Source organism: Prosthecobacter sp. (genome assembly GCF_044222565.1).
Lineage (GTDB): Bacteria > Verrucomicrobiota > Verrucomicrobiia > Verrucomicrobiales > Verrucomicrobiaceae > Prosthecobacter.
Map to the genome: position 1 here is coordinate 98,491 of NZ_JBGANA010000013.1, position 18,370 is coordinate 116,860.

The 18,370-nt window shown below is 61.0% G+C and carries 18 protein-coding genes; 10 read left to right on the plus strand and 8 right to left on the minus strand.

The window, feature by feature from the left end:
* Positions 1 to 3 precede the first annotated feature (3 nt).
* Positions 4 to 2,058, plus strand: a complete 2,055-nt coding sequence (locus ACILSR_RS19260) for an outer membrane protein assembly factor (RefSeq protein ID WP_395751428.1) — start codon at positions 4 to 6, stop codon at positions 2,056 to 2,058.
* A gap of 1 nt (position 2,059) precedes the next feature.
* Here the strand turns inward: ACILSR_RS19260 and ACILSR_RS19265 are convergent, their stop codons facing one another.
* Together ACILSR_RS19265 and ACILSR_RS19270 are read right to left on the minus strand one after the other, a co-directional pair.
* Positions 2,060 to 2,959 carry a DMT family transporter gene (locus ACILSR_RS19265; protein ID WP_395751429.1) on the minus strand — a complete coding sequence of 300 codons (900 nt, stop codon included), beginning with the start codon at positions 2,957 to 2,959 and terminating at the stop codon, positions 2,060 to 2,062.
* Positions 2,960 to 3,198: 239 nt separating this feature from the next.
* Positions 3,199 to 5,433 carry a redoxin domain-containing protein gene (locus ACILSR_RS19270; RefSeq protein WP_395751430.1) on the minus strand — a complete coding sequence of 745 codons (2,235 nt, stop codon included), beginning with the start codon at positions 5,431 to 5,433 and terminating at the stop codon, positions 3,199 to 3,201.
* A 119-nt stretch (positions 5,434 to 5,552) separates the two neighbouring features.
* On the opposite strand from ACILSR_RS19270, the gene ACILSR_RS19275 reads away from it, so the two are divergent.
* Together ACILSR_RS19275 and ACILSR_RS19280 are read left to right on the plus strand one after the other, a co-directional pair.
* Positions 5,553 to 6,665, plus strand: a complete 1,113-nt coding sequence (locus tag ACILSR_RS19275; RefSeq protein ID WP_395751431.1) for a hypothetical protein — start codon at positions 5,553 to 5,555, stop codon at positions 6,663 to 6,665.
* Positions 6,665 to 7,297: a hypothetical protein gene (locus tag ACILSR_RS19280; protein ID WP_395751432.1), complete on the plus strand. Its 633-nt coding sequence runs from the start codon at positions 6,665 to 6,667 to the stop codon at positions 7,295 to 7,297. Before ACILSR_RS19275 ends, ACILSR_RS19280 begins: the two co-directional genes overlap by 1 nt.
* Here the strand turns inward: ACILSR_RS19280 and ACILSR_RS19285 are convergent.
* The gene (locus tag ACILSR_RS19285) at positions 7,252 to 7,950 is read right to left on the minus strand and encodes a DUF1080 domain-containing protein (RefSeq protein ID WP_395751433.1); all 699 of its coding nucleotides are present in this window, start codon (positions 7,948 to 7,950) and stop codon (positions 7,252 to 7,254) included. The genes ACILSR_RS19280 and ACILSR_RS19285 overlap by 46 nt on opposite strands.
* Before the next feature lie 179 nt (positions 7,951 to 8,129).
* On the opposite strand from ACILSR_RS19285, the gene ACILSR_RS19290 reads away from it, so the two are divergent.
* From ACILSR_RS19290 to ACILSR_RS19300, 3 genes are all read left to right on the plus strand, one after another.
* Entirely contained in the window at positions 8,130 to 8,381 is a 252-nt protein-coding gene (locus ACILSR_RS19290) for a hypothetical protein (protein ID WP_395735356.1), read from the plus strand.
* Positions 8,378 to 8,587 carry a hypothetical protein gene (locus tag ACILSR_RS19295; RefSeq protein WP_395751434.1) on the plus strand — a complete coding sequence of 70 codons (210 nt, stop codon included), beginning with the start codon at positions 8,378 to 8,380 and terminating at the stop codon, positions 8,585 to 8,587. The genes ACILSR_RS19290 and ACILSR_RS19295 overlap by 4 nt, the downstream gene beginning before the upstream one ends.
* A gap of 81 nt (positions 8,588 to 8,668) precedes the next feature.
* Positions 8,669 to 9,592, plus strand: coding sequence for a prolyl oligopeptidase family serine peptidase (locus ACILSR_RS19300; RefSeq protein WP_395751435.1), 924 nt, complete (start codon positions 8,669 to 8,671; stop codon positions 9,590 to 9,592).
* Here the strand turns inward: ACILSR_RS19300 and ACILSR_RS19305 are convergent, their stop codons facing one another.
* The 5 genes from ACILSR_RS19305 to ACILSR_RS19325 all read right to left on the minus strand — a co-directional run bounded on the left by ACILSR_RS19305 (position 9,593) and on the right by ACILSR_RS19325 (position 11,870).
* Positions 9,593 to 10,021, minus strand: coding sequence for a hypothetical protein (locus ACILSR_RS19305; RefSeq protein WP_395751436.1), 429 nt, complete (start codon positions 10,019 to 10,021; stop codon positions 9,593 to 9,595).
* 5 nt (positions 10,022 to 10,026) lie between these two features.
* Positions 10,027 to 10,329, minus strand: a complete 303-nt coding sequence (locus ACILSR_RS19310; RefSeq protein ID WP_395751437.1) for a hypothetical protein — start codon at positions 10,327 to 10,329, stop codon at positions 10,027 to 10,029.
* Positions 10,310 to 10,897 carry an RNA polymerase sigma factor gene (locus ACILSR_RS19315; RefSeq protein WP_395751438.1) on the minus strand — a complete coding sequence of 196 codons (588 nt, stop codon included), beginning with the start codon at positions 10,895 to 10,897 and terminating at the stop codon, positions 10,310 to 10,312. Before ACILSR_RS19315 ends, ACILSR_RS19310 begins: the two co-directional genes overlap by 20 nt.
* Before the next feature lie 79 nt (positions 10,898 to 10,976).
* A complete protein-coding gene (locus ACILSR_RS19320; RefSeq protein WP_395751439.1) occupies positions 10,977 to 11,465 on the minus strand; it encodes a Spy/CpxP family protein refolding chaperone in 489 nt (162 codons plus the stop codon).
* A gap of 21 nt (positions 11,466 to 11,486) precedes the next feature.
* A complete protein-coding gene (locus ACILSR_RS19325) occupies positions 11,487 to 11,870 on the minus strand; it encodes a hypothetical protein (RefSeq protein WP_395751440.1) in 384 nt (127 codons plus the stop codon).
* Positions 11,871 to 12,017: 147 nt separating this feature from the next.
* Here ACILSR_RS19325 and folD point away from each other — a divergent pair, with 147 nt between their 5' ends.
* The 4 genes from folD to ACILSR_RS19345 all read left to right on the plus strand — a co-directional run bounded on the left by folD (position 12,018) and on the right by ACILSR_RS19345 (position 18,331).
* On the plus strand, positions 12,018 to 12,890 hold the full coding sequence (gene folD / locus ACILSR_RS19330; RefSeq protein WP_395751441.1) for a bifunctional methylenetetrahydrofolate dehydrogenase/methenyltetrahydrofolate cyclohydrolase FolD: 873 nt from the start codon (positions 12,018 to 12,020) through the stop codon (positions 12,888 to 12,890).
* A 62-nt stretch (positions 12,891 to 12,952) separates the two neighbouring features.
* A complete protein-coding gene (locus ACILSR_RS19335) occupies positions 12,953 to 14,509 on the plus strand; it encodes a S10 family peptidase (RefSeq protein ID WP_395751442.1) in 1,557 nt (518 codons plus the stop codon).
* 9 nt (positions 14,510 to 14,518) lie between these two features.
* Positions 14,519 to 16,006 carry an arylsulfatase gene (locus ACILSR_RS19340; protein WP_395751443.1) on the plus strand — a complete coding sequence of 496 codons (1,488 nt, stop codon included), beginning with the start codon at positions 14,519 to 14,521 and terminating at the stop codon, positions 16,004 to 16,006.
* 117 nt (positions 16,007 to 16,123) lie between these two features.
* A complete protein-coding gene (locus tag ACILSR_RS19345) occupies positions 16,124 to 18,331 on the plus strand; it encodes a DUF1549 domain-containing protein (RefSeq protein ID WP_395751444.1) in 2,208 nt (735 codons plus the stop codon).
* Positions 18,332 to 18,370: the final 39 nt, after the last annotated feature.

The following is an 18,370-nucleotide window of genomic DNA, read 5'->3' on the forward strand; positions in this document are numbered from 1 at the left end:
AGTATGAACTTCAGCGTCCATCTGCGATGGTTTTGCCTCGTTGCAGCAATGCTTTTCTGCATGGCGGGCGGCAGCGCCCTGGGGTTCGAGGTGAGCTTTGGCCAGACCAAGGTGGAGGTGGAAGGCGTGGACCCTGCGCAGTGGGACGATCTGCGCAGCATGCTGATGGATCAGCTCACGCTCAATGGCAGCGGCCCTCCCGGCGAGCCGCTGGCGGATGACCTGGCGTTTTTTGTGCGCCAGTACTACATCCGTGAAGGCTGGCCCGACGCGGAGGCATTTTGGAAAATGCAGAAGGGCTCGATCCTCCTGACGGTGAAGCCTGGCAAAGCCGTGCACGTGGGCACCGTGACGATCAAGGGCGACCTGCCGCTGCCTGCAGTGGAACTGAAGAAGTACTTCATGAAGCCCACCCTTGAGCGCGAGGATGTGGACAAGAAAGATCCGCAGTGGGTGGAGGCGGACATGCAGCAGGGCGCCGGCATGGTGCAGCGCCGCCTGCGCGCCGAAGGCTACCTGAATTCAGAGGCGAAGCTGCTGCCAGCGCCCTTGACGGAAAAGAGCACGCGGCAGGATGTCACTCTCGAAGTCATAGCCGGGCCGAAGTTCATCTTTGGCCAGGCCTGGATTACCGGCTCCCCCCCCGAACTCGAAAAGCGGATGCAGACAGAGATGACGGAGGCACGCGGAACTCCCTTCAATGAAGCGCGCGTGCAGCAGATCCAGAAGCAGCTGACTTCCATCTGTTCAGACCATGGCTGGATCAATGCTGCCACGACGGCGGATTACACCCTGGGAAAAACGGGTGGCACGGTGGATGTCGTGTTTCGCGTGGTGCCGGGCGAGCGGGTGCGCATCACCCGCATCACTCCTCATGAGGGCTTCAGCCACGGCGCGCAGCGGGTGCTCCTGGCCAAGTTCAAGCCTCTGACCGGCCAGATTTACGAAGCGGAGGAAGCGGACTTCCTCTTCAAGCGAGCCTTGGACACCGGCATGTTTTCCCTCCTGGACACCAAAGTCCTGCCTGACGGTGGCAGCATGGCCGCGGGAAATCTGCGCATCACCGGAGAAGAAACCAAGCCCGTGACCCTCGGCTTCGAGCCGGGCTTTGACACCTTCCTCGGGCCGCAGGCAGGCGTGACCTACAAGAACACGAACTGGCGTGACACAGGAAATACGCTGGCGGCTGAACTCAGCTACAGCATGGCAGGTCCGGTGGGCTTTGTGAGCCTGACCAATCCCGCCATTTTCAACACCCAGTTTTCAGCGGCGACCCGCTTCGCACTGGAGCAGTTCAACCGCTTTGAATACGACCGGCTCGGCACCGCTCTGAGCCTGGATCTGGCGCGGCGTGTCAGCCCGGCGCTGAGCTATTCATTCTTCGTCAGCGCCACCGCAAACACGGTCAGCTCCAAGGTCCTGACGCTGCCACAGACCGGACCGACGAACTACTCCCTGATGAATCTCGGCGCCAATGTGATGTTTGACCGTCGGGACAGTCCCCTGCTGCCGCGGAAAGGCTGGTATGTGTCCGCTCGCGTCGAAAGCTCCACCGACACCCTGGGGTCGGGAGTCAGCTTCGTGCGCTCGGACTTGCAGGGTGCATGGTACATTCCCATCACCAAAAAGTTCCGCTTTGCCACGGGTGCGCAGCTGGCCACCATTCAGGGGGCCACGGCTGACAAGATCCCCATCGACAGCCGTGTGTTCAATGGCGGCCCGTTCAGCGTGCGCTCCTTTGGCATGCGCAAGCTCGGCCCCGTGACGCCGGGGGGCACGCCGCTGGGCGGCACCTCCTCGCTGTTTGCCAGCGCCGAGTTTTCCTATGAGGTGATGCCCAACCTGGAGTTCGCCGTTTTCGGAGACATCGGCAGCCTCGGCCAGGGGAGCAATTCTTCGCCGCTCTCCTACTCCTCCGACTTCCGCGAGGCCATCGGCGCCGGGCTTCGCTACAAGCTGCCCTTCGGCCCCATCCGTGTTGATTACGGGCACAATCCCAACCGCCGCATCGGCGAGCAAAGCGGCTTCCTGCATGTGACGGTGGGATTTGCGTTCTAGACTAAACTTTTTTGCTGAACCCGCCCACCACCGTGTGGTAGCTGCCCCAGAGCACCAGCACTCCGCCGAGCGCCTGCGCGACACTGAACGGCTCTGCAAACAGCGCGATGCTGGAAAGCGAAATGACCAGCGGCACCGTCATCTGGAAGGCTCCTCCCGCCGCCACGGAAAGAAAGCGGAAGCCCTCGGTCATCGCCAGCTGGCCCACACTCGCGCACAAGGCGGCCGCCGTGAGAAGCGTCACATCCATCAGGTTCAAAGTGGTGAATCCGCCCGCCGCCAGCGGCAGTGAAAGCAGCAGCGCGTAAATGCACTGCGAGGAAAAAATCGTGGCGCTCGTCTCCGTGCGCGTGAGCTGCCGGATCACCACCACCACCGCCGCGGCCATCACCGCCCCGATCAGCGCGATCATCTCATGATGCCCGAACTGCGCCATCGTCCCCGGTGCCAGTCCGGTCAGCAGGCTCAGCCCGGTCAGCGCCAGGAGGATGCCCGCCAGCTTCACCAGCCCCAGCCGCTCATGCAAAACGAACGCCGCCATGATCGCGGCAAAAATCGCCCACGTGTTGCCGATCAGCGTGGCCTTGCCCGCCCCCAGCGGCCCGATGGTCGTGTAATACGCCGCCGTCCCCAGCGCCCCCAGCACACCGCGGGAGGCCAGCAGCCAGCTTTGAAATGAGCGGCGCAGCCTGAGCGTCCCCGCGGGAGCAAACAAAACAATCGTCAGGAGAAGTCCCACTGCAGCGCGGAAGGTCAGCGACATCCAGGGATCAATGTTCCGGTGGGAGGCCAGGTCCTTTAGCAGCAGGGCGTTGCCAGAAAAACACGTGAGGGACAGCAGCATCGCCCTCGCGCCGCGCCGGGGATCAAGCAGGAGTTGGGTGGTATCAGGGGTGCTCATGGAGGTGCCGGTCTGAGGGCTACCTTCTGGCATCATGTCTGATTGTTTCGTCTTGTGATGATGATCGCTTCTGGAGCAGGTTCCTCAAACCGTGGTGTTAGGCATGCCTAAGGGCGCGTACCGTTTTTACAACGGCACGAATCGCAATTCGGCTGGCAGGTTTGAGGTTCATCAGACGCAGGCAGAGTGGCCCCGATTGCAGGATGTGCAATCACCATTTCAAACCGCCGCCCGCCCGGTCACTTGTCCGCCACCACCGGATTGAGCGGCGTGTAGTGCTCCATGTAGCCGATCATCATCTCGTCAAAGGTCTGCTGCCCCCAGCGCACCGTTTTGGTGGCGTCGGGGTTGGCGGGATTGCCGGTGCTGTTGTCATACACCGCGGTGATCTTGACGGTGCTGCCACGCGGCAGGAAGTGCGGCATGGCGTAGTCGTAGCGGAGCTGCCAGTTGAAGTCGTATTTGGGAATGTCCAGCAGCGTCTCCGTCTTGCCATCCGGCAGGGTGACTTCAAATTTGAAGGCCTTGCCCCGCACGTGCATGTGAGCCATCCACGCCATCACGTTGACGTCCGTGGGCAGTTTGCGTGACGCAGTCTCCACATGATTGGCTTCTCCCGGTGGAATGCTGATGCGGGCATTGGGCAGCGCGGTGGTGTGAATGACGTACTTCGGCGGTTCTTTGGAAAACAGCAGCCCCAGACGCATCGTGTCCTCCACGGCCTTGCCGTTGGGCGTGTAATGGATCTGGAAGTTGACTGTCGCTCCGGCAGGAAGTTTTCGCGCAAAACCCTCGGGATAGACTTGATGGGTGTTGCCCGGCACATAGGCGGCCCAGTAACCCTGCGATCCTTCATCGCCGCCACCCCTCACTCGGCTGCCTTTTTCATGCACGCTGACGATGACGTGATGCACCACCTCGCGGGCACTCGGCAGAACTTCATACCCGCGTACCCAGCGGTCCTCGGGGAAGTCCGTCGGCACCGTGACATTCTGGTAGGGCATCGTGCCCTCCGCCTTGACTGAAACCGACCTCGTTCCCGCAATGATTGCATCCGGCTTGCCGATGTTCCACTCGCTTGGGAAAACCCGCGGCTTGGGCGCATCCGCCACATCGCCCTTGGCACGGTCCGAACCCAGCCAGGCCAGCAGATCGGATCGATCACGCTCAGAGAGGGAACGATCGTTGGCCCAGGGAGAATGCGCTTTCCCCTCCAGCGGTGCCGCAAACCACGGCGGCATGGCTCCACGCTCCACCTGCTTGCGCACCATGCCGGCGTGCTCGAGCACACTTTCATAGGAATCGAGTGCGAAAGGTCCCACGCCTCCCTTGTGGTGGCACTCCACGCAATTGGCCTGCATGATGCGCGCAATGTCGCGGTGATAGGTCACGGGCGTGGTGGCAACGGCCTTGGGCGCCGTCAAATCCAGCGCGCAGCCCGGCGCACTGGTTGCCACTAGCTCGGCCGGCTCTCCCTGCAGCATCGCAGCCACGGCGTCGCGCAGGTAATGATGCTGCGCCGCGTTCTTCGCGTAGCCGAGGCCGTACTGATCATTCAGCGCTCCGCGATAGACCAGGGTGCGTGCCGCATCGAGCAGGAAGACCTCGGTGGTGGTGGTCGCAGCCAGTTGTTGTGCCAGATTGCCCTCCGCATCAATGGCCACTGGAGAAACCAGTTTGTGGTCGGTGATGAATTGGGTGATCTCTTCGGTCTTCTGCCCTGGAGGGGCATTGACCAGCAGCATCCCCACGCCCTGAGCCTTCAAGTCCTTCTCCAGTCTGGCAATTTCAGGCGCAAGCTTGCCGCTGATCGGACAACTCGCGCTGAACAGCGCGATCACGAGGCCGTTTTTGCCCGCTGCACTGGTCAGTTTGATTTCCGCACCCTTCAAATCTTTCAGAGTGGCATTCTCCACCATGCGGCCCACCCCATGCTCGCCGCCCTTCAGCACCTGCGGCGCTTCTTTGAAGGTGGGGTCTTCGGAGGCGGGCTTGATCGGGCTCGCCGCGGCTGTACTGCTGCTTTCCCCGCCGCGTTTGCGCAGGGTGGCGATCACTTTCTCAGCCTCGTCGAGAGTCACGCTGCCATCTTTGTTCGTGTCCAGTCCGTTGAACCATCTCTGATTGGGCATTTCATCAGCGGTCAGCTTGCCATCGCTGTTCTTGTCCATGCGTTTGAACAGGACACCCGTGGGCTCATCTCCAATTTCGGCGGACGGACCTCCCGCGAGTTTGCGCATCTTCTGCACCGCTTCGAGCGCCTCGCCGCGCGTCAGCTTGCCATCCTTGTTCAGGTCCAACCGCGGCAGGTAGCTCGCGCCGTTCATCTCGTCTCCGCTGATGATGCCGTCGCTGTTCTTGTCGAACGCCTTGTATTTTTCGTCGAATTCAGCGAGCTGCGCCTGCGCGCGCAGAACGGCGACGGAGCCGGCCAGTGCCGCGGTGCCGAGGAGAATGGTGAGGACTTTTTTCATTGGAAAGTGCATGGGAACACGCTGTGTGACCTGAAGTTTCCTGCCGTATGACAGGATCATCCAGCAAAATCGCGGTTGTACGATTGACGCCCCCACCCCGCTCCGTTTGAATCCGCCCGATGAACAACCGCATTCTCTCCCTACTCTCCGTCTTGGCCCTCGCCGGCACCGCTGCCGCCGAAGTCGCCTATGAATTTGTCCCGAACTTCATCACCCCCCCTGCCGGCAAGGAAACCATCGGCGACGGCCACGGCGAGATCGCGGTGGACTCCTCCGGCAATATCTACGTCAGCGTGCAGGACAAAGACCCCGCGCTGGGCGGCCTGCAAGTTTACGGCAAGGACGGCAAGTTCATCAAAACCCTGCCCCTCCCCTCTTCCCTGCACGGCTTTGTGATCCGCAAGCTGGGCGATGGCGAGCACATCTACGCCGCCGTCCTGGGCGAGGCCCGCGTCATCAAATGCAAGCTCGACGGCACCGTCGTCATGGAGATCCCCACCAGCGCCTTCCCGGCCGAGCAGCGCGATTTCGTCACCGTCAGCAAGAGCGACCCCGCCGACCCGAAAAAGAAGACCAACCTCGGCTCTGGTGTGAAGATCGCTGATTCCAAGACCGAGATCACCCTCAAGCAGGCCGACGGCACCGAGAAGAAAATCCCGAAGGAAAAAGGCGTGGGCGCCGCCGGCGGCCTCAAGCTGACGAACTGCGATGTGGCTCCCAACGGCGACATCTATGTCGTCGATGGCTACGGCCGCAGCTTCATCTTCGTCTTCAGCGCCGATGGCAAATTCAAGAGCGTCTTCGGCGGTCCTGACAAACCCCTCGCCCTGGCCAATGCCCACAAGATCTTCATCGACACCCGCTTTGAACCCGCACGAGTGATGATCTGCGACCGCGGCCACAAGCGCATGCTCCACACCGACCTCGCCGGCAATTTCATCGGCGAGATCGCCACTGAAATGCGCAACCCCAGCTCCGCCAGCTTCCATGGCGATCTGATGTGCGTGGCCGAGATCGCCGGCAACGTCAGCGTCTGGGACAAGACCAACAAGCGCGTCGCCGATCTCGGCACCAGCCCCGCGATGACCAACACCCCCGGCATCCCTCCCCAGGACTGGAAGCAGGGCGTCGTGACCAGCCCGCACGGCATCACCTTTGACAACGACGGCAACATCCTTGAGACCGAGTGGAACAAGTGGGGCCGCGTGCTGAAGTGGAACGTGAAGAAGTAATGATGCGCCTCGCGCGATCCATCATCCTCATTCTCGCCGCAGGGGGAGCCGTTCTGGCCCCCCTGTGTGCTTTTGCGCACGGCACTGAGTTTCTCAGCGCCAAGCTCACCCTCCTGCCGGATGCCGAAGTGCTCCTGGAAGTCACCGCTGACTACGGCGCCAATCCCATGATCGTGGATGAGTCCGCCGCGCTTGAGGCACTGGCAGACCCCGTGCGCCTTCGCCAGCGCGATTCTCTCACACCCTTGAATTCCCTGGGAACGGCGAAGATTTCCCAGCACCAGAACTGGGCCGCCTACGCCCCCGCCTCCTACCTCCCCTCGGATATTGAGGGCGGAGACCATTCCCTGATCACCTCCGCCTGGCGCTGGCGGAGTTCAGAGCCCGAGATCGTCTTTGAAATGCCAAAGGGCAAACTCCACGACGTGCTTCTCTGGACCCAGGATGCCACGCACCCCGAGGCCCCGCCCAGATGGATGCTCCTCCTGGCGGGAGACCGCTCCCGCCCCATTCCCATCCAGCTCACGCCGTGGTGGCGCAGCTGGATGGCGGCCGCAGGAGCAGGCGGCTTCATCTTGATTGGAGCTTACTTCGTCTCGCGAAACTTCACATTGCGCCAGCGCACGCTGTAAGGGCCGGTGCCGGCCTTGATGCCGTGCACTTGGAAGCCGATGTAGCCTTCCGGGTCATTCGGCTGCGTGAAATCAGCCGTCGGCACACCGTTGATAAAGCTCTGGTAGTGATCTCCCTTCACCACGATGCGGTAGTGGTTCCACTCGCCCTTTTTAAAGGCCGCTTTGGCAGCGTCCGTACGAACGGCATCGGTATTCGTCAAAATACTCCACCAAGTGCCGCGACGTGCCTCGTCGTAAAAATTGCCCGCCGAGCCGTCGATCGCGATCTCGCATTGCGGTCCATACAAGCGTCCCGCTGGCAGCTTGCCCTTGGCCCCCTCCGGCACCGGATCTCCTTCTTTGGCGATGTGGCTCCTCACCTGCACGCCCGAATTGAGCGCATCATCCACATTCACCTCAAACTCCAGTTCGAAGTCCTTGAACGGACCGATGGCCAGGAAAGTGTTCGGGCTGCCCTCGGTCGTCGTGCCGGTAAGCACTCCGTTTTCCACTTTATAAGTGGCTTTGCCGCTGATGATCTGCCCGCCCTGCAGCGTGCCGTCCGCAAACCAGTTTTGCCACCCCTCATCTCCTTTCGTTTGAGCATTAAGGTTCAGCAGAGCAGCCCCCACAAGGGCGGTGGACAGGGAAATGGAGAGTAATTTCTTCATAAGTTGGGCGGTTTTGAACGCCGCTGATCGCCTCTTTCCATCTCAAACCACCAGTTACTTAACAAACCTTAAATAAAACTGGGGTTTTAATAGGGTTTTAACCCCAAATAAATCGAAGCCAACCTTGACCATCGGGTCAGGTTGGAATTAAAATGGGGTTATTACCCGGTTATTATTGGATGGCCCGCCCCTCAAACACCTTCGACTCATTGTCACTGACGATCGCGATTACCCCGCAGATCAAGCAGTACCTCGAAGACATGACCTTGAAGGGCACGTTTGGCAGCAGCCCCGCCGAGGCGGCGAGGATGCTTCTGAGCAATGGGATTGATGCCATGTTGAACTCGGGGGCTTTGGACAGACGCAAATGGACTCTCAAGAACGGCGAACTCGTTCTTCTGACGCCGGATCAACCTTCCCTCTCATCATGACACTGCAACACGATCTTCAGGCTGATTCCTCCGTCTTCTCCGCCCTCGTGGAGGTCGAAATGACCGACTCCGACCGCAGCAAGAAAGGCAACTGGAAATCCGAAACACGCCTCTCCATGCTTTCGCATGAGCTTACCCGCTACATGCCCGAGCTCGCCGCCATGCTTGCCGAAGGCGGCAAGCGCAAGCTGATGGCTGCCGCATAATTTTTTGGCGTAACTTGGGTAGGTAAGAAGTCCAATGAATCTACGTCATCAGACGTTGATCATTCCGAATCCTGCCCACCCATGAACCGCCCGCTTCTTTCCTCCCTCCTTCTGCTCGCCACCCTCCCCCTTCACGCCCGCGAATGGACATCCTCTGACGGGAGAAAAATTCAGGGCGACTATGTCTCCGCCACCGCCGCGGATGTAACGGTGAAAATAGGCGGACGAGACACTCGCATTCCGCTCTCCAGGCTCTCAGCGGCCGATCAGTCCTGGGTAAAGGAGCAGGCCGGCAAGCCCGCGGCTGCAGGTAAACCCATCGAAGGTCCATTCGCCCCGCTGATCACTGGCGACTGGGCTTTGTCCAAATTCAAAGACCTGCCCTTCGCGCTCTACGGTGCCAAGGAACTCGACGCCTCCAAGAAGTACCCACTCGTCCTCGTCCTCCACGGCAAAAGCCCCAACGACGAAAATGGCAAGCAGGTCGGCGGCTGGACCAAAAGCTTCACCACCGAGGCCCACTACGCCAAAAATCCCTGCATCGTCGTAGCACCGCTGTGCTACCAGCCCTTCGGCATCACCGGCTCAGGCTGGAGCGACAAACCGGGGACGGAAGCAGTGGCCATGGTCAAAGAACTGATGAAGTCCCTGCCCATCGACAAAGACCGAGTCTATTGCGTCGGCTATTCCATGGGCGGCTTTGGCACCTGCCACCTCATCAATGCCGAGCCACGCCTCTTCGCCGCCGGCGTCGCCGTGGCGGGCTGCACCGGCCCTGAAACAGCGGACACATTCAAAAAGGTGCCGCTCTGGCTCTTCCACGCTGCGGATGATGCCAATGTGAAAGTCGAATACTCCCGAGCACTCGCCGAAGCCCTCAAACGCGACAAAGAATGCAAATACACCGAATACCCCACCGGCGGCCACGGCATCGTCGGCAAGGTGTTTGAAGAAGAGGAGATGCACACCTGGCTTTTTGCCAAAGGAACTACGGCCAGGAAGTAATCACATCTTCTCCTTCATCAGCCCCCACGGCCCCAGCCGCTCGGCGGCTTTCTTGCGCAGCATCGCCTGCTTTTCCGCAGGCAGATGTTGGCACAGCCGGTCCAGCGAGCTCTCCACATTGGCACCGGCCTTCTGCCACATTTCCTGCCGCAGTGTTTTAAACTCCGCCGCCGTTTGCTGCAGTTCCGCATGCACGGCGCTGCGCTCGCTTTCAGTGAGATTCAGCTCCGCCACCATCAGAGATTCGATCTTGCTTACCACCCGGTCCATCGGCGCATGATCTTCATTGGGATGCGCGATGGCATGCTGCGCAATGCGGCGCACGACCAGCAGTCCGCCTCCGATGCCGCAGCCAGCGCCAAGGGCGAAGACCAGCAGCAGAAGAAGAACGGCTTTCCAGCGCGATGAAGTGGGAGATGTAGTGCTCATAGGTGTCAGATGTCAGCGAGTACCGGCCCCTGGATCTGCCAGATCCAGCTCAGTTCATTCATGGCCTCAAAACTTTCGCGGCAGGCCAGCACGGCCATCAAACCGAGCACCGCAAAGCCGGTCCGCAGCCAGCCGGAGCGGCACAGGCTCAGTACATCATCCAGCAACGACGCCGCTTGCGGTTGCCTCTCTGGCAACCTGATCTCCGCGCGGATCGCCGCACGCATGTCGAGTTCCGGCGCTGCGGCAGTGCGTGCTTCACGCGCGAGCTGCTCCCAGGATTTGGATTTAGATGAGGGTGTATCCATGACGTGTGAGAATGGTTTTAAGTCGCTGCCGTGCGCGGAAGGCTTTCACCTTCGCTTTCACTTTGCTCCAGCCGAAATGCGCGGAGATTTCATCCAGCGCCATCTGCTCCAGATGCAGCAGCGTCAGCAGCGCTCGGTCATCCGGCGGCAGGTGGGAAAGGATAAACTGCGCCCCGGCCAGTGAGTCTTCCGCAGTGGCGCTTTCCTCGCTGGCAATGTGATCCAGCGGATGCGACTCCTCCGTCGGCTGAACCAGCCGCGAAAAGGGAGTGCGCTGGTGCCTGCGGCAGAACTCCAGACCGATGTTCGCCGCGATGCGCTTCAGCCAGTGCAGAAACGGCCTGTCCGGCCGCCACTGCGGCAGCGCGCGCCACGCACGCACAAACGTCTCCTGCACCATGTCCTCCAAATCGGCGCGGTTGGTGGCAAAGCGATGCAGCATGGCGCTCATGGTGTTCTGATGGCGGGTGATGATTTGATCAAAGGCATCCAGGTCACCCGCCTGCGCCGCCCGCACCAGGACGAGGTCATCGTCCACAGCGGTTTCAGTTTGGGCGGCGGCGGTCACAGCAGATGATGCAGATAGTTCCAAAACAGCGAATGGCAACGAGGCGAAAAACGCCTCGTTGCCGTGGGATCAGTCACAATCAGCGCACCGCGGAGGCGAGAGCGCCGTCCACCAGCCCCTCGATCTCGCCACGAGCCTCCTCCATCCGCTTCTGCTGCTCCGGCGTCAGCAGCGGCCGAACCTCCTTCGCAATGCGGGCCATCAGCAGTGCGCGATCACGCGCCGCATCGCCGATCTTGTCCGCAGCCGCCTGGGTGCTGCCATTTTCCTTCACCGCCTTTTCCATCGCATGGCGGGCCTCACGCCCTTGCTTGATCTGCGTTTGAATCTCCTCGCGATGCTCCGCCAGGATCTTGCTCAGCGCTGCCTTCTGCTCATCGCTCAGCGGGGTCTGCTTGCGGAAGTTCAAAAGGTGCCGCGCCGCCGTGCGCACCATTTCGCGGATGGAGGAGCGGGTTTGTTCGGGGATGATCCCCTCCCCGATGTCAAAGCTGCGGCCAAACGCCATCGCAGGCACCGCCGTGGCCAGGCCGAAGACGGCCAGGAAAGTCAAAGTGAGTGTTTTCATGATGCGTCAGGAAGCAAAAAGTTATTTGTTCCTCGTGGTCGTGGTGGTTTCGCTCTTCGTCTGGCCGTTCGGGCCGGTCCCGCTGCGGGTGGCGGTGCGCGTGCCGTCGGCATGCGTCACGCTGCCGTTGGTCGTCGCCGTCTTGCCATTCGGGCCGGTGACGGTCCCGCTGGAGGCGCGGCCGTTGGCGGTGCGGTTCACCTGCTGGCTGTCAGTCACCGTTCGGCCCTTGGCCCCCGTGGTGGTGGCGGTGCGGCTGGCCCCGCTGCCACGCGTGGCGTTGCCGGAGATCACCCGCGAGCCTGTGCCGCGCTTGCCGGTAAAGGAGGAGCTGCGGCCAAAGTCGCGCGCCTGCACGCTGCCGAGGCTGAGACCGAGAGTGAGAAGAATGAGGATGCTTTTCATGATGTGTTTTAGGTTTGAATCAGTCGCGGCGTTATCGCCGCACACCGGACCGAATGCCGTCCACTCCGGGGCGGTTACACAAAAAAACCGCATGCGGTTTTTGCCCTCGGAGGTTGACTCCCCGCCCCCTTTGCATGACCTGAAAAGATGCAGCTCATCTCCGGAACCGCCGTCGCCGAAAAAGTACTAGAAGAATGCCGTCGCGAAATCGCCGCCCTCGCTGCGCTGGGCCGCAAGCCCGGCCTCGCCGTCGTCCTCGTGGGCGATGATCCCGCCTCCCGCGCCTACGTTCGCTCCAAGGATAAAAAGTGCCGCGATCTCGGCCTGCACTCCGTGAAGCTTGAACTGCCCGCCACCACCACGCAGGAGGAGCTTCTCGCCCATGTGCATGCTTTGAACAACGACCCCGCCATCCACGGCATCCTCGTGCAAAGCCCGCCGCCCAAGCACATCGATGAAGCCGCCATCGTGCGTGCCATCGATCCCGCCAAGGACGTGGACGGCTTCCATCCCGTGAACGTCGCCAAGCTCGCGCTGGAAGATCCCACCGGCTTTGTCCCCTGCACGCCTCTCGGCTGCCAGCGCCTGCTCATCGACGCCGGCATCGAAACCAGCGGCGCACATGCCGTCGTCGTGGGCCGCAGCATGATCGTCGGCAAGCCCATGGCCCTGCTCCTCATGGCCAAGGGCAAAGGCGGAGACGCCACCGTCACCGTCACCCACTCCCGCACCAAGGATCTCGCCGCCATCACCCGCACCGCGGACATCATCATCGCCGCCATCGGCCGCCCGCATTTCATCAAGGCGGAGCATGTCAAGGAAGGTGCTGTCGTCATCGACGTCGGCATCAATCGCGTGGACGACCCCTCCAGCGAAAAAGGCTACAAGCTCGTCGGCGACGTCGCCTTTGATGAAGTCGCGCCAAAATGCCGTGCCATCACCCCAGTGCCCGGCGGCGTCGGCCCCATGACCATCGCCATGCTGATGGCCAATACCATCAAGGCCTGCAAGCAGGCCTGATCGCGGCGGATTCGTGAGAATTTGATTCTCAAGCCATGGCACCCATGCCATGCTCTCTCACCATGCGTATCCGACCACTCCTTTTCCCCCTGCTGGCCCTCGCGCTGCCAATTCATTTGGCCGCCGAAGATCAAAAACCCGTCAAACCGGAAGCCCCGCCTGCGGAGAAAAAGGAAGAGGGCAAAAAGGAGGAAAAGAAAGACGAGAAAAAGCCCGATGGCGACAAGCCCGTTGTCACATCTGGCAAGGTGACCATCGGCGGAAAAGAAATCTCATACGAGGCCAAGGCCGGCACCCTGCCCATTTTGAAACCGGACGGCAAACCTTCGGCGCAGGTCTTCTACACCGCCTACACGATGAAGGATGTGAAGGACGTGACCACGCGCCCCGTCACTTTCTGCTTCAATGGCGGCCCCGGCAGCAGCTCCGTCTGGCTGCACCTCGGTGCCTTCGGCCCCAAGCGGGTCGATCTGCCAGCCGATGGCCTCACGCCTCCCAGACCCCCGGGCGGTCTGGTCAACAATGACTTCTCTCTGCTCGATGTGACGGACCTCGTCTTCATCGATCCCGTCAGCACCGGCTTCAGCCGTGCGGAAGATCCCAAGACCGTCAGTGAATTCCTCGGCGTTCACGAAGACATCCAGTGCGTAGGCGAGTTCATGCGCCTCTGGGTCACCCGCGAGCAGCGCTGGCGCTCGCCCAAATTCATCGCCGGAGAGAGCTACGGAGGCATCCGTGGCGGCGGCCTCGCACAGCATCTTCAGGAGCGCCACCGCATGTACCTCAATGGCATCATCATCGTGTCCGGTTTGCTGGATTATGCCACGCTGATCCCCGGCCCGCTCAATGAGACTCCCTTCCTGGTGGGCCTCCCTGCCATGACCGCCACGGCTCACTACCACAAAAAGCTGGCTCCCGACCTGCAGGCAGACTTCAAAAAGGCCGTGGCAGAGGCCCGCACCTTTGCTTTCGGCGAATACGCCAGCGCCCTGCTCAAAGGCAGCGATCTGACCAAGGCCGAGCGCGATGCCGTGATCAAGAAACTGGCTCGTCTGACCAGCCTTGAGCCGACCTTGATCGACCAGCATGAGCTGCGCATCGACAGCGGCCTGTTCCGCGAAATGCTGCTGCGCAAAGAGAAGCTCGTGCTCGGCGCGTACGATGCCCGTGTCACCGGCAGTGACGGCGACGAATCGCAGAATCACCCGCAGATCGAGCCCTTCATGCGCGTGGTCGGCAGCATCGCTGCAGCCTCCATGAACGCCTACCTCCGCGAAGAGCTGCACTATGAAAAAGACCTTCCCTATGAAGTACTGGCCCCGCTGCCAGGCTGGAATCACGGCAAGGGCAACAGCTACACCAGCGTCAGCGGCCAGCTCGCCAGCGCCATCACCCAAAATCCCCACCTTCGTGTTCTGGCATTGGTCGGCTGGCGGGATCTGGTCACCCCCCCGGACAACATGCTCCTCAGCGTCCGCCAGATGCAGCTGCCGGAGCAGCTTCGCGGAAACATCGAGTTCGCCGAATACGAGTCCGGCCACATGATGTACACCAACCGTCCGGACATGGATAAAATGCACACGGACATCTCCGCATTCATCGCCAAGGCCCTGAAGTAATCCTGAGCTATGAAAATCATGCTCCTCCTGAGTCTGGCGGTCTCCGCGGCACTTGCTGCGGACAAACCCAATGTGGTGCTCTTGTACGCGGACGACCTCGGCTACGGGGATGTGTCCTGCTATGGTTCCAGGACCATCGCCACCCCCCGCATCGACAAACTGGCCGCCGGAGGACTGCGTTTTACGGACGGCCACTGCGCCGCTGCGACCTGCACGCCCTCCCGGTTTGCGATGCTGACTGGCGAGTACGCCTTCCGGCAGAAGGGCACCGGCATCCTGCCTGGCGATGCCAAAATGATCATCCCCCCTGGCCGGGCGACTCTGGCCTCGGTGTTTAAAGGCGCGGGGTATCAGACCGCCGTGGTGGGAAAATGGCACCTCGGACTCGGCGATGGGGAGCTGGACTGGAACAAGGAGATCAAACCGGGTCCCACCGAGATCGGCTTCGACCACTGCTTCATCATGGCCGCCACCGGCGACCGCGTGCCCTGCGTCTACGTACAGGATCACCGCATCGTGGGGCTGGACCCCGCTGACCCCATTCAGGTCAGCTACAAGCAGCCTTTCCCCGGTGAGCCCACCGGCAAGGCCAATCCTGAACTGCTCCGCATGCACCCCAGCCACGGTCATGACATGGCTCTGCTCAATGGCATCAGCCGCATCGGCTACATGAAAGGCGGAAAGGCCGCCGTTTGGAAGGATGAAGACATGGCGGACACCTTCACCGCTCAGGCCGTCAAATTCATCGAGGCCAGCAAAGGCGGCCCCTTCTTCCTCTACTTCGCCGCGCACGATCCCCACGTGCCGCGCGTGCCGCACCCCCGTTTTGTGGGAAAAAGCGGCATGGGTCCCCGTGGGGACGCCATTTTGCAGTTCGACGACTGCGTGGGCACCATCCTCGCGGCGCTCGATCGCATGGGTCTCGCTGAGAACACCCTCGTCCTCCTCAGCAGCGACAACGGCCCCGTGGTCGATGACGGTTATAAAGACGAGGCAGTCGAAAAACTCGGTGCCCACAAGCCCGCCGGCCCCCTGCGTGGTGGCAAGTACAGCGCCTTTGAGGGCGGAACTCGCGTGCCGTTTATCCTGCGCTGGCCCGCCAAGGTAAAGCCGGGCGTGAGTGCCGCTCTGGTCTGCCAGGTCGATTTTCCGGCCAGTTTTGCCGCACTGACCGGCCAGAACTCCCCGGCAAGCGCCCTCGACAGCCAGAATGTCCTCCCCGCCCTGCTGGGTGAAGACCAGGTCGGCCGGAGCGAACTGCTGGAACAGGGCGGACCAGTCGCCCTCCGGCAGGGATCCTGGAAATTCATTCCCGCCACCGCAGGGGTCGCCCGATCCAAAAACACCAACAGCGAGACAGGAAATGCCCCCGGCCCCCAGCTTTATGACCTTTCCAAGGACCTCGGCGAGAGTCAAAACCTGGCCAAAAGCGAGCCGTCTCAGGCCCAAAAGATGGCCTCTGCGCTGGAAAAAGCCCGTTCGGTCCCGGCAAAATAGGGCATTTACCGCCTCTGCTCTTGCCGAAATCGCAAAAAAACAGCAATTTACTCTAATTGAGGGTCCGTCTGGCGCGTTTGTCCGCTGGAAGTATTTCCCCTTTTATTCCACACCACCATGAAACAAACCACGAAACTGCTCAGCAGCCTGCTTGTTTCCGCTCTCGTTGCATCCTCCGCCATGGCGGAAGTTCGCACTTGGACGGACACATCCGGCCGCCAAGTCACCGCCTCATTCATCGGACTCGATGGTGAGAACATCATCCTGCAAACCGCAGACGGCGCCACTCACAAGTTCCCGCTGACCAAGCTGTCGGCAGAGGACCAGGCAGTGGCCAAAAGCAGCAAGCCTTCCGATCAGCCTGTGATGCTCGCCAATGCAACGGTGGCCCAGGCCTCCGCTGCCATCGACAGGCTCGTGGCCAACGGCCTCGTTCGTGCCAATCCTGAGCGTGCCAAAGGCGGCAAGAAGCCCATCACCGGCTTCAACCCCATGGCCAACGACGAGCAGTTCGTGCGTCGTGTTTATCTCGACATCGTGGGCCGCATTCCCAACCACGACGAAACCACCCGTTTCGTTGCGGACACCAATCCCAACAAGCGCGCCAAGCTGATCGACATGCTGCTCGACAGCCCCGGCTACAACAGCAACACCTTCAACTACTTCGCTGAAATGCTGCGCGTGAAGGATCGCCTGGAGCAGGACAACCTGCGCGGCGTTCCCTACATCAACTGGATGCAGCACTCCATCGAGAAGAACGCCACCTGGGACAAGATGGTGTTTGAAATGCTCACCGCCAAGGGCAAGATGTGGCAGGACGGCGCCGCTGGCTACCTCCTCCGCGATGCTGGCATGCCGCTCGACAACCTGGCCAACACCCTCGCCGTGTTCCTCGGTACGGACGTTGCCTGCGCCCAGTGCCATGACCATCCTTTCTCTGACTGGACCCAGCACCAGTTCTATGAAATGGCCTCCTTCTTCGGCGCCACCACCACCAACATGCGCGCGAAGGAAAACCGCAAGAGCAAGGATTCCGGCATGACCGCGATGAACGCCATGCGGGACCTGATGCCCAAGATCGAAGAAATGGTCACCAAAGGCGGCGGCGACATCAAGCGCATCCGCAATGGCATCCAGAACTACATGGGCGCCAACCGTTTCATCGTCGGTGACACTGACACCAACAACATGAAGCTGCCCCATGACTACAAGTATCCGGACGCCAAGCCCAACGACCCCGTCGAGCCCAAGTTCATCATGTGGAGCAAGAACGACAAGAATCTTCCTGCCTACAAGCAGAAGATGAAGTCCGCTGAAGAGCTCCGCCCCGCCTTCGCCAAGTGGGTCACCGACCCAACCAACCCTCGCTTCGCGATGGCCATCGCCAACCGCATGTGGAAGCGTGCTTTCGGCCAGGGCATCTCCGAGCCTGTCACCAACATCGACGATCCAAAGCAGTCGGTGAACCCTGAGCTCCTCATCCATCTGGCCGAGGAAATGAAACGCGTGAAGTTCGACATCAAGGCTTTCATGCGCATCATCTACAACACCCGCGCCTACCAGTCCGAAGCCACCTCCGAGAAGATCGCCATGGGCGAGCCTTACTACTTCCAGGGCCCCCTTCTCCGCCGCATGAGCGCTGAGCAGGCCTGGGATTCCTACATGACCCTCGTGCTCGGCGACCCCGACAAGTATGCCAAGCCCCTCGAAGACCTCTACAGCCGCTCCATCGACCTCGATCTTAGCAATCCTAAGCTCGACGCCCAGACCGTGCTGATCAAGTATGACGCCTTCCGCAAGATGGCCGAGAAAGAGCGCGCCCTCAACGGCGGTTCCCTCGCTGATGCCGGCGGCGACGACATGATGATGGACACCAAGGCCAAGGGTAAAGGCAAGGCAGACACCAAGCCTGCAGGTGACATGATGGAAAACGCCACCCTCACCTACAACGGCATGATCCTCCGCCGCGCCTCCACCCTGGAGCAGCCTGCCCCCAACGGTCACTTCCTCATCGACTTCGGCCAGTCCCCCCGCGCCCTCATCGACGGCAGCGTCAAGACCGGTTCGGTTCCACAGGTTCTGATGATGATGAACGGCAAGGCTCAGCAGATGCTCACCAGCAGCGATTCTCTGATCTTCCGCACCATGGAAAAGGTGAAGTCCCCGCCTGAGAAGGTTGAGGCTCTCTTTGTTTCCGTCCTCAGCCGCCGCCCAACGCTCGCGGAAAAGGACATCGCCAAGCGCGCCCTCTCCGGTGGAGATGACGGCTACGCCAACATGATCTGGGCTCTCATCAACACCCGCGAGTTCATCTTCATCCAGTAATTTCAAACAGACCAAAACACTAATACAACGCGCTTAATT

Excerpts from the sequence above, each read along its gene's own strand:
- ACILSR_RS19295 (WP_395751434.1), top strand. The coding sequence starts at position 8,378 with ATGACACTGCAACACGATCTTCAGGCTGATTCCTCCGTCTTCTCCGCC.
- ACILSR_RS19325 (WP_395751440.1), bottom strand. The coding sequence starts at position 11,870 with ATGAAAAGCATCCTCATTCTTCTCACTCTCGGTCTCAGCCTCGGCAGC.
- folD (WP_395751441.1), top strand. The coding sequence starts at position 12,018 with ATGCAGCTCATCTCCGGAACCGCCGTCGCCGAAAAAGTACTAGAAGAA.
- ACILSR_RS19275 (WP_395751431.1), top strand. The coding sequence starts at position 5,553 with ATGAACAACCGCATTCTCTCCCTACTCTCCGTCTTGGCCCTCGCCGGC.
- ACILSR_RS19340 (WP_395751443.1), top strand. The coding sequence starts at position 14,519 with ATGAAAATCATGCTCCTCCTGAGTCTGGCGGTCTCCGCGGCACTTGCT.
- ACILSR_RS19320 (WP_395751439.1), bottom strand. The coding sequence starts at position 11,465 with ATGAAAACACTCACTTTGACTTTCCTGGCCGTCTTCGGCCTGGCCACG.
- ACILSR_RS19290 (WP_395735356.1), top strand. The coding sequence starts at position 8,130 with ATGGCCCGCCCCTCAAACACCTTCGACTCATTGTCACTGACGATCGCG.
- ACILSR_RS19310 (WP_395751437.1), bottom strand. The coding sequence starts at position 10,329 with ATGGATACACCCTCATCTAAATCCAAATCCTGGGAGCAGCTCGCGCGT.
- ACILSR_RS19335 (WP_395751442.1), top strand. The coding sequence starts at position 12,953 with ATGCGTATCCGACCACTCCTTTTCCCCCTGCTGGCCCTCGCGCTGCCA.
- ACILSR_RS19300 (WP_395751435.1), top strand. The coding sequence starts at position 8,669 with ATGAACCGCCCGCTTCTTTCCTCCCTCCTTCTGCTCGCCACCCTCCCC.
- ACILSR_RS19270 (WP_395751430.1), bottom strand. The coding sequence starts at position 5,433 with ATGAAAAAAGTCCTCACCATTCTCCTCGGCACCGCGGCACTGGCCGGC.
- ACILSR_RS19305 (WP_395751436.1), bottom strand. The coding sequence starts at position 10,021 with ATGAGCACTACATCTCCCACTTCATCGCGCTGGAAAGCCGTTCTTCTT.
- ACILSR_RS19285 (WP_395751433.1), bottom strand. The coding sequence starts at position 7,950 with ATGAAGAAATTACTCTCCATTTCCCTGTCCACCGCCCTTGTGGGGGCT.
- ACILSR_RS19260 (WP_395751428.1), top strand. The coding sequence starts at position 4 with ATGAACTTCAGCGTCCATCTGCGATGGTTTTGCCTCGTTGCAGCAATG.
- ACILSR_RS19280 (WP_395751432.1), top strand. The coding sequence starts at position 6,665 with ATGATGCGCCTCGCGCGATCCATCATCCTCATTCTCGCCGCAGGGGGA.
- ACILSR_RS19265 (WP_395751429.1), bottom strand. The coding sequence starts at position 2,959 with ATGAGCACCCCTGATACCACCCAACTCCTGCTTGATCCCCGGCGCGGC.
- ACILSR_RS19345 (WP_395751444.1), top strand. The coding sequence starts at position 16,124 with ATGAAACAAACCACGAAACTGCTCAGCAGCCTGCTTGTTTCCGCTCTC.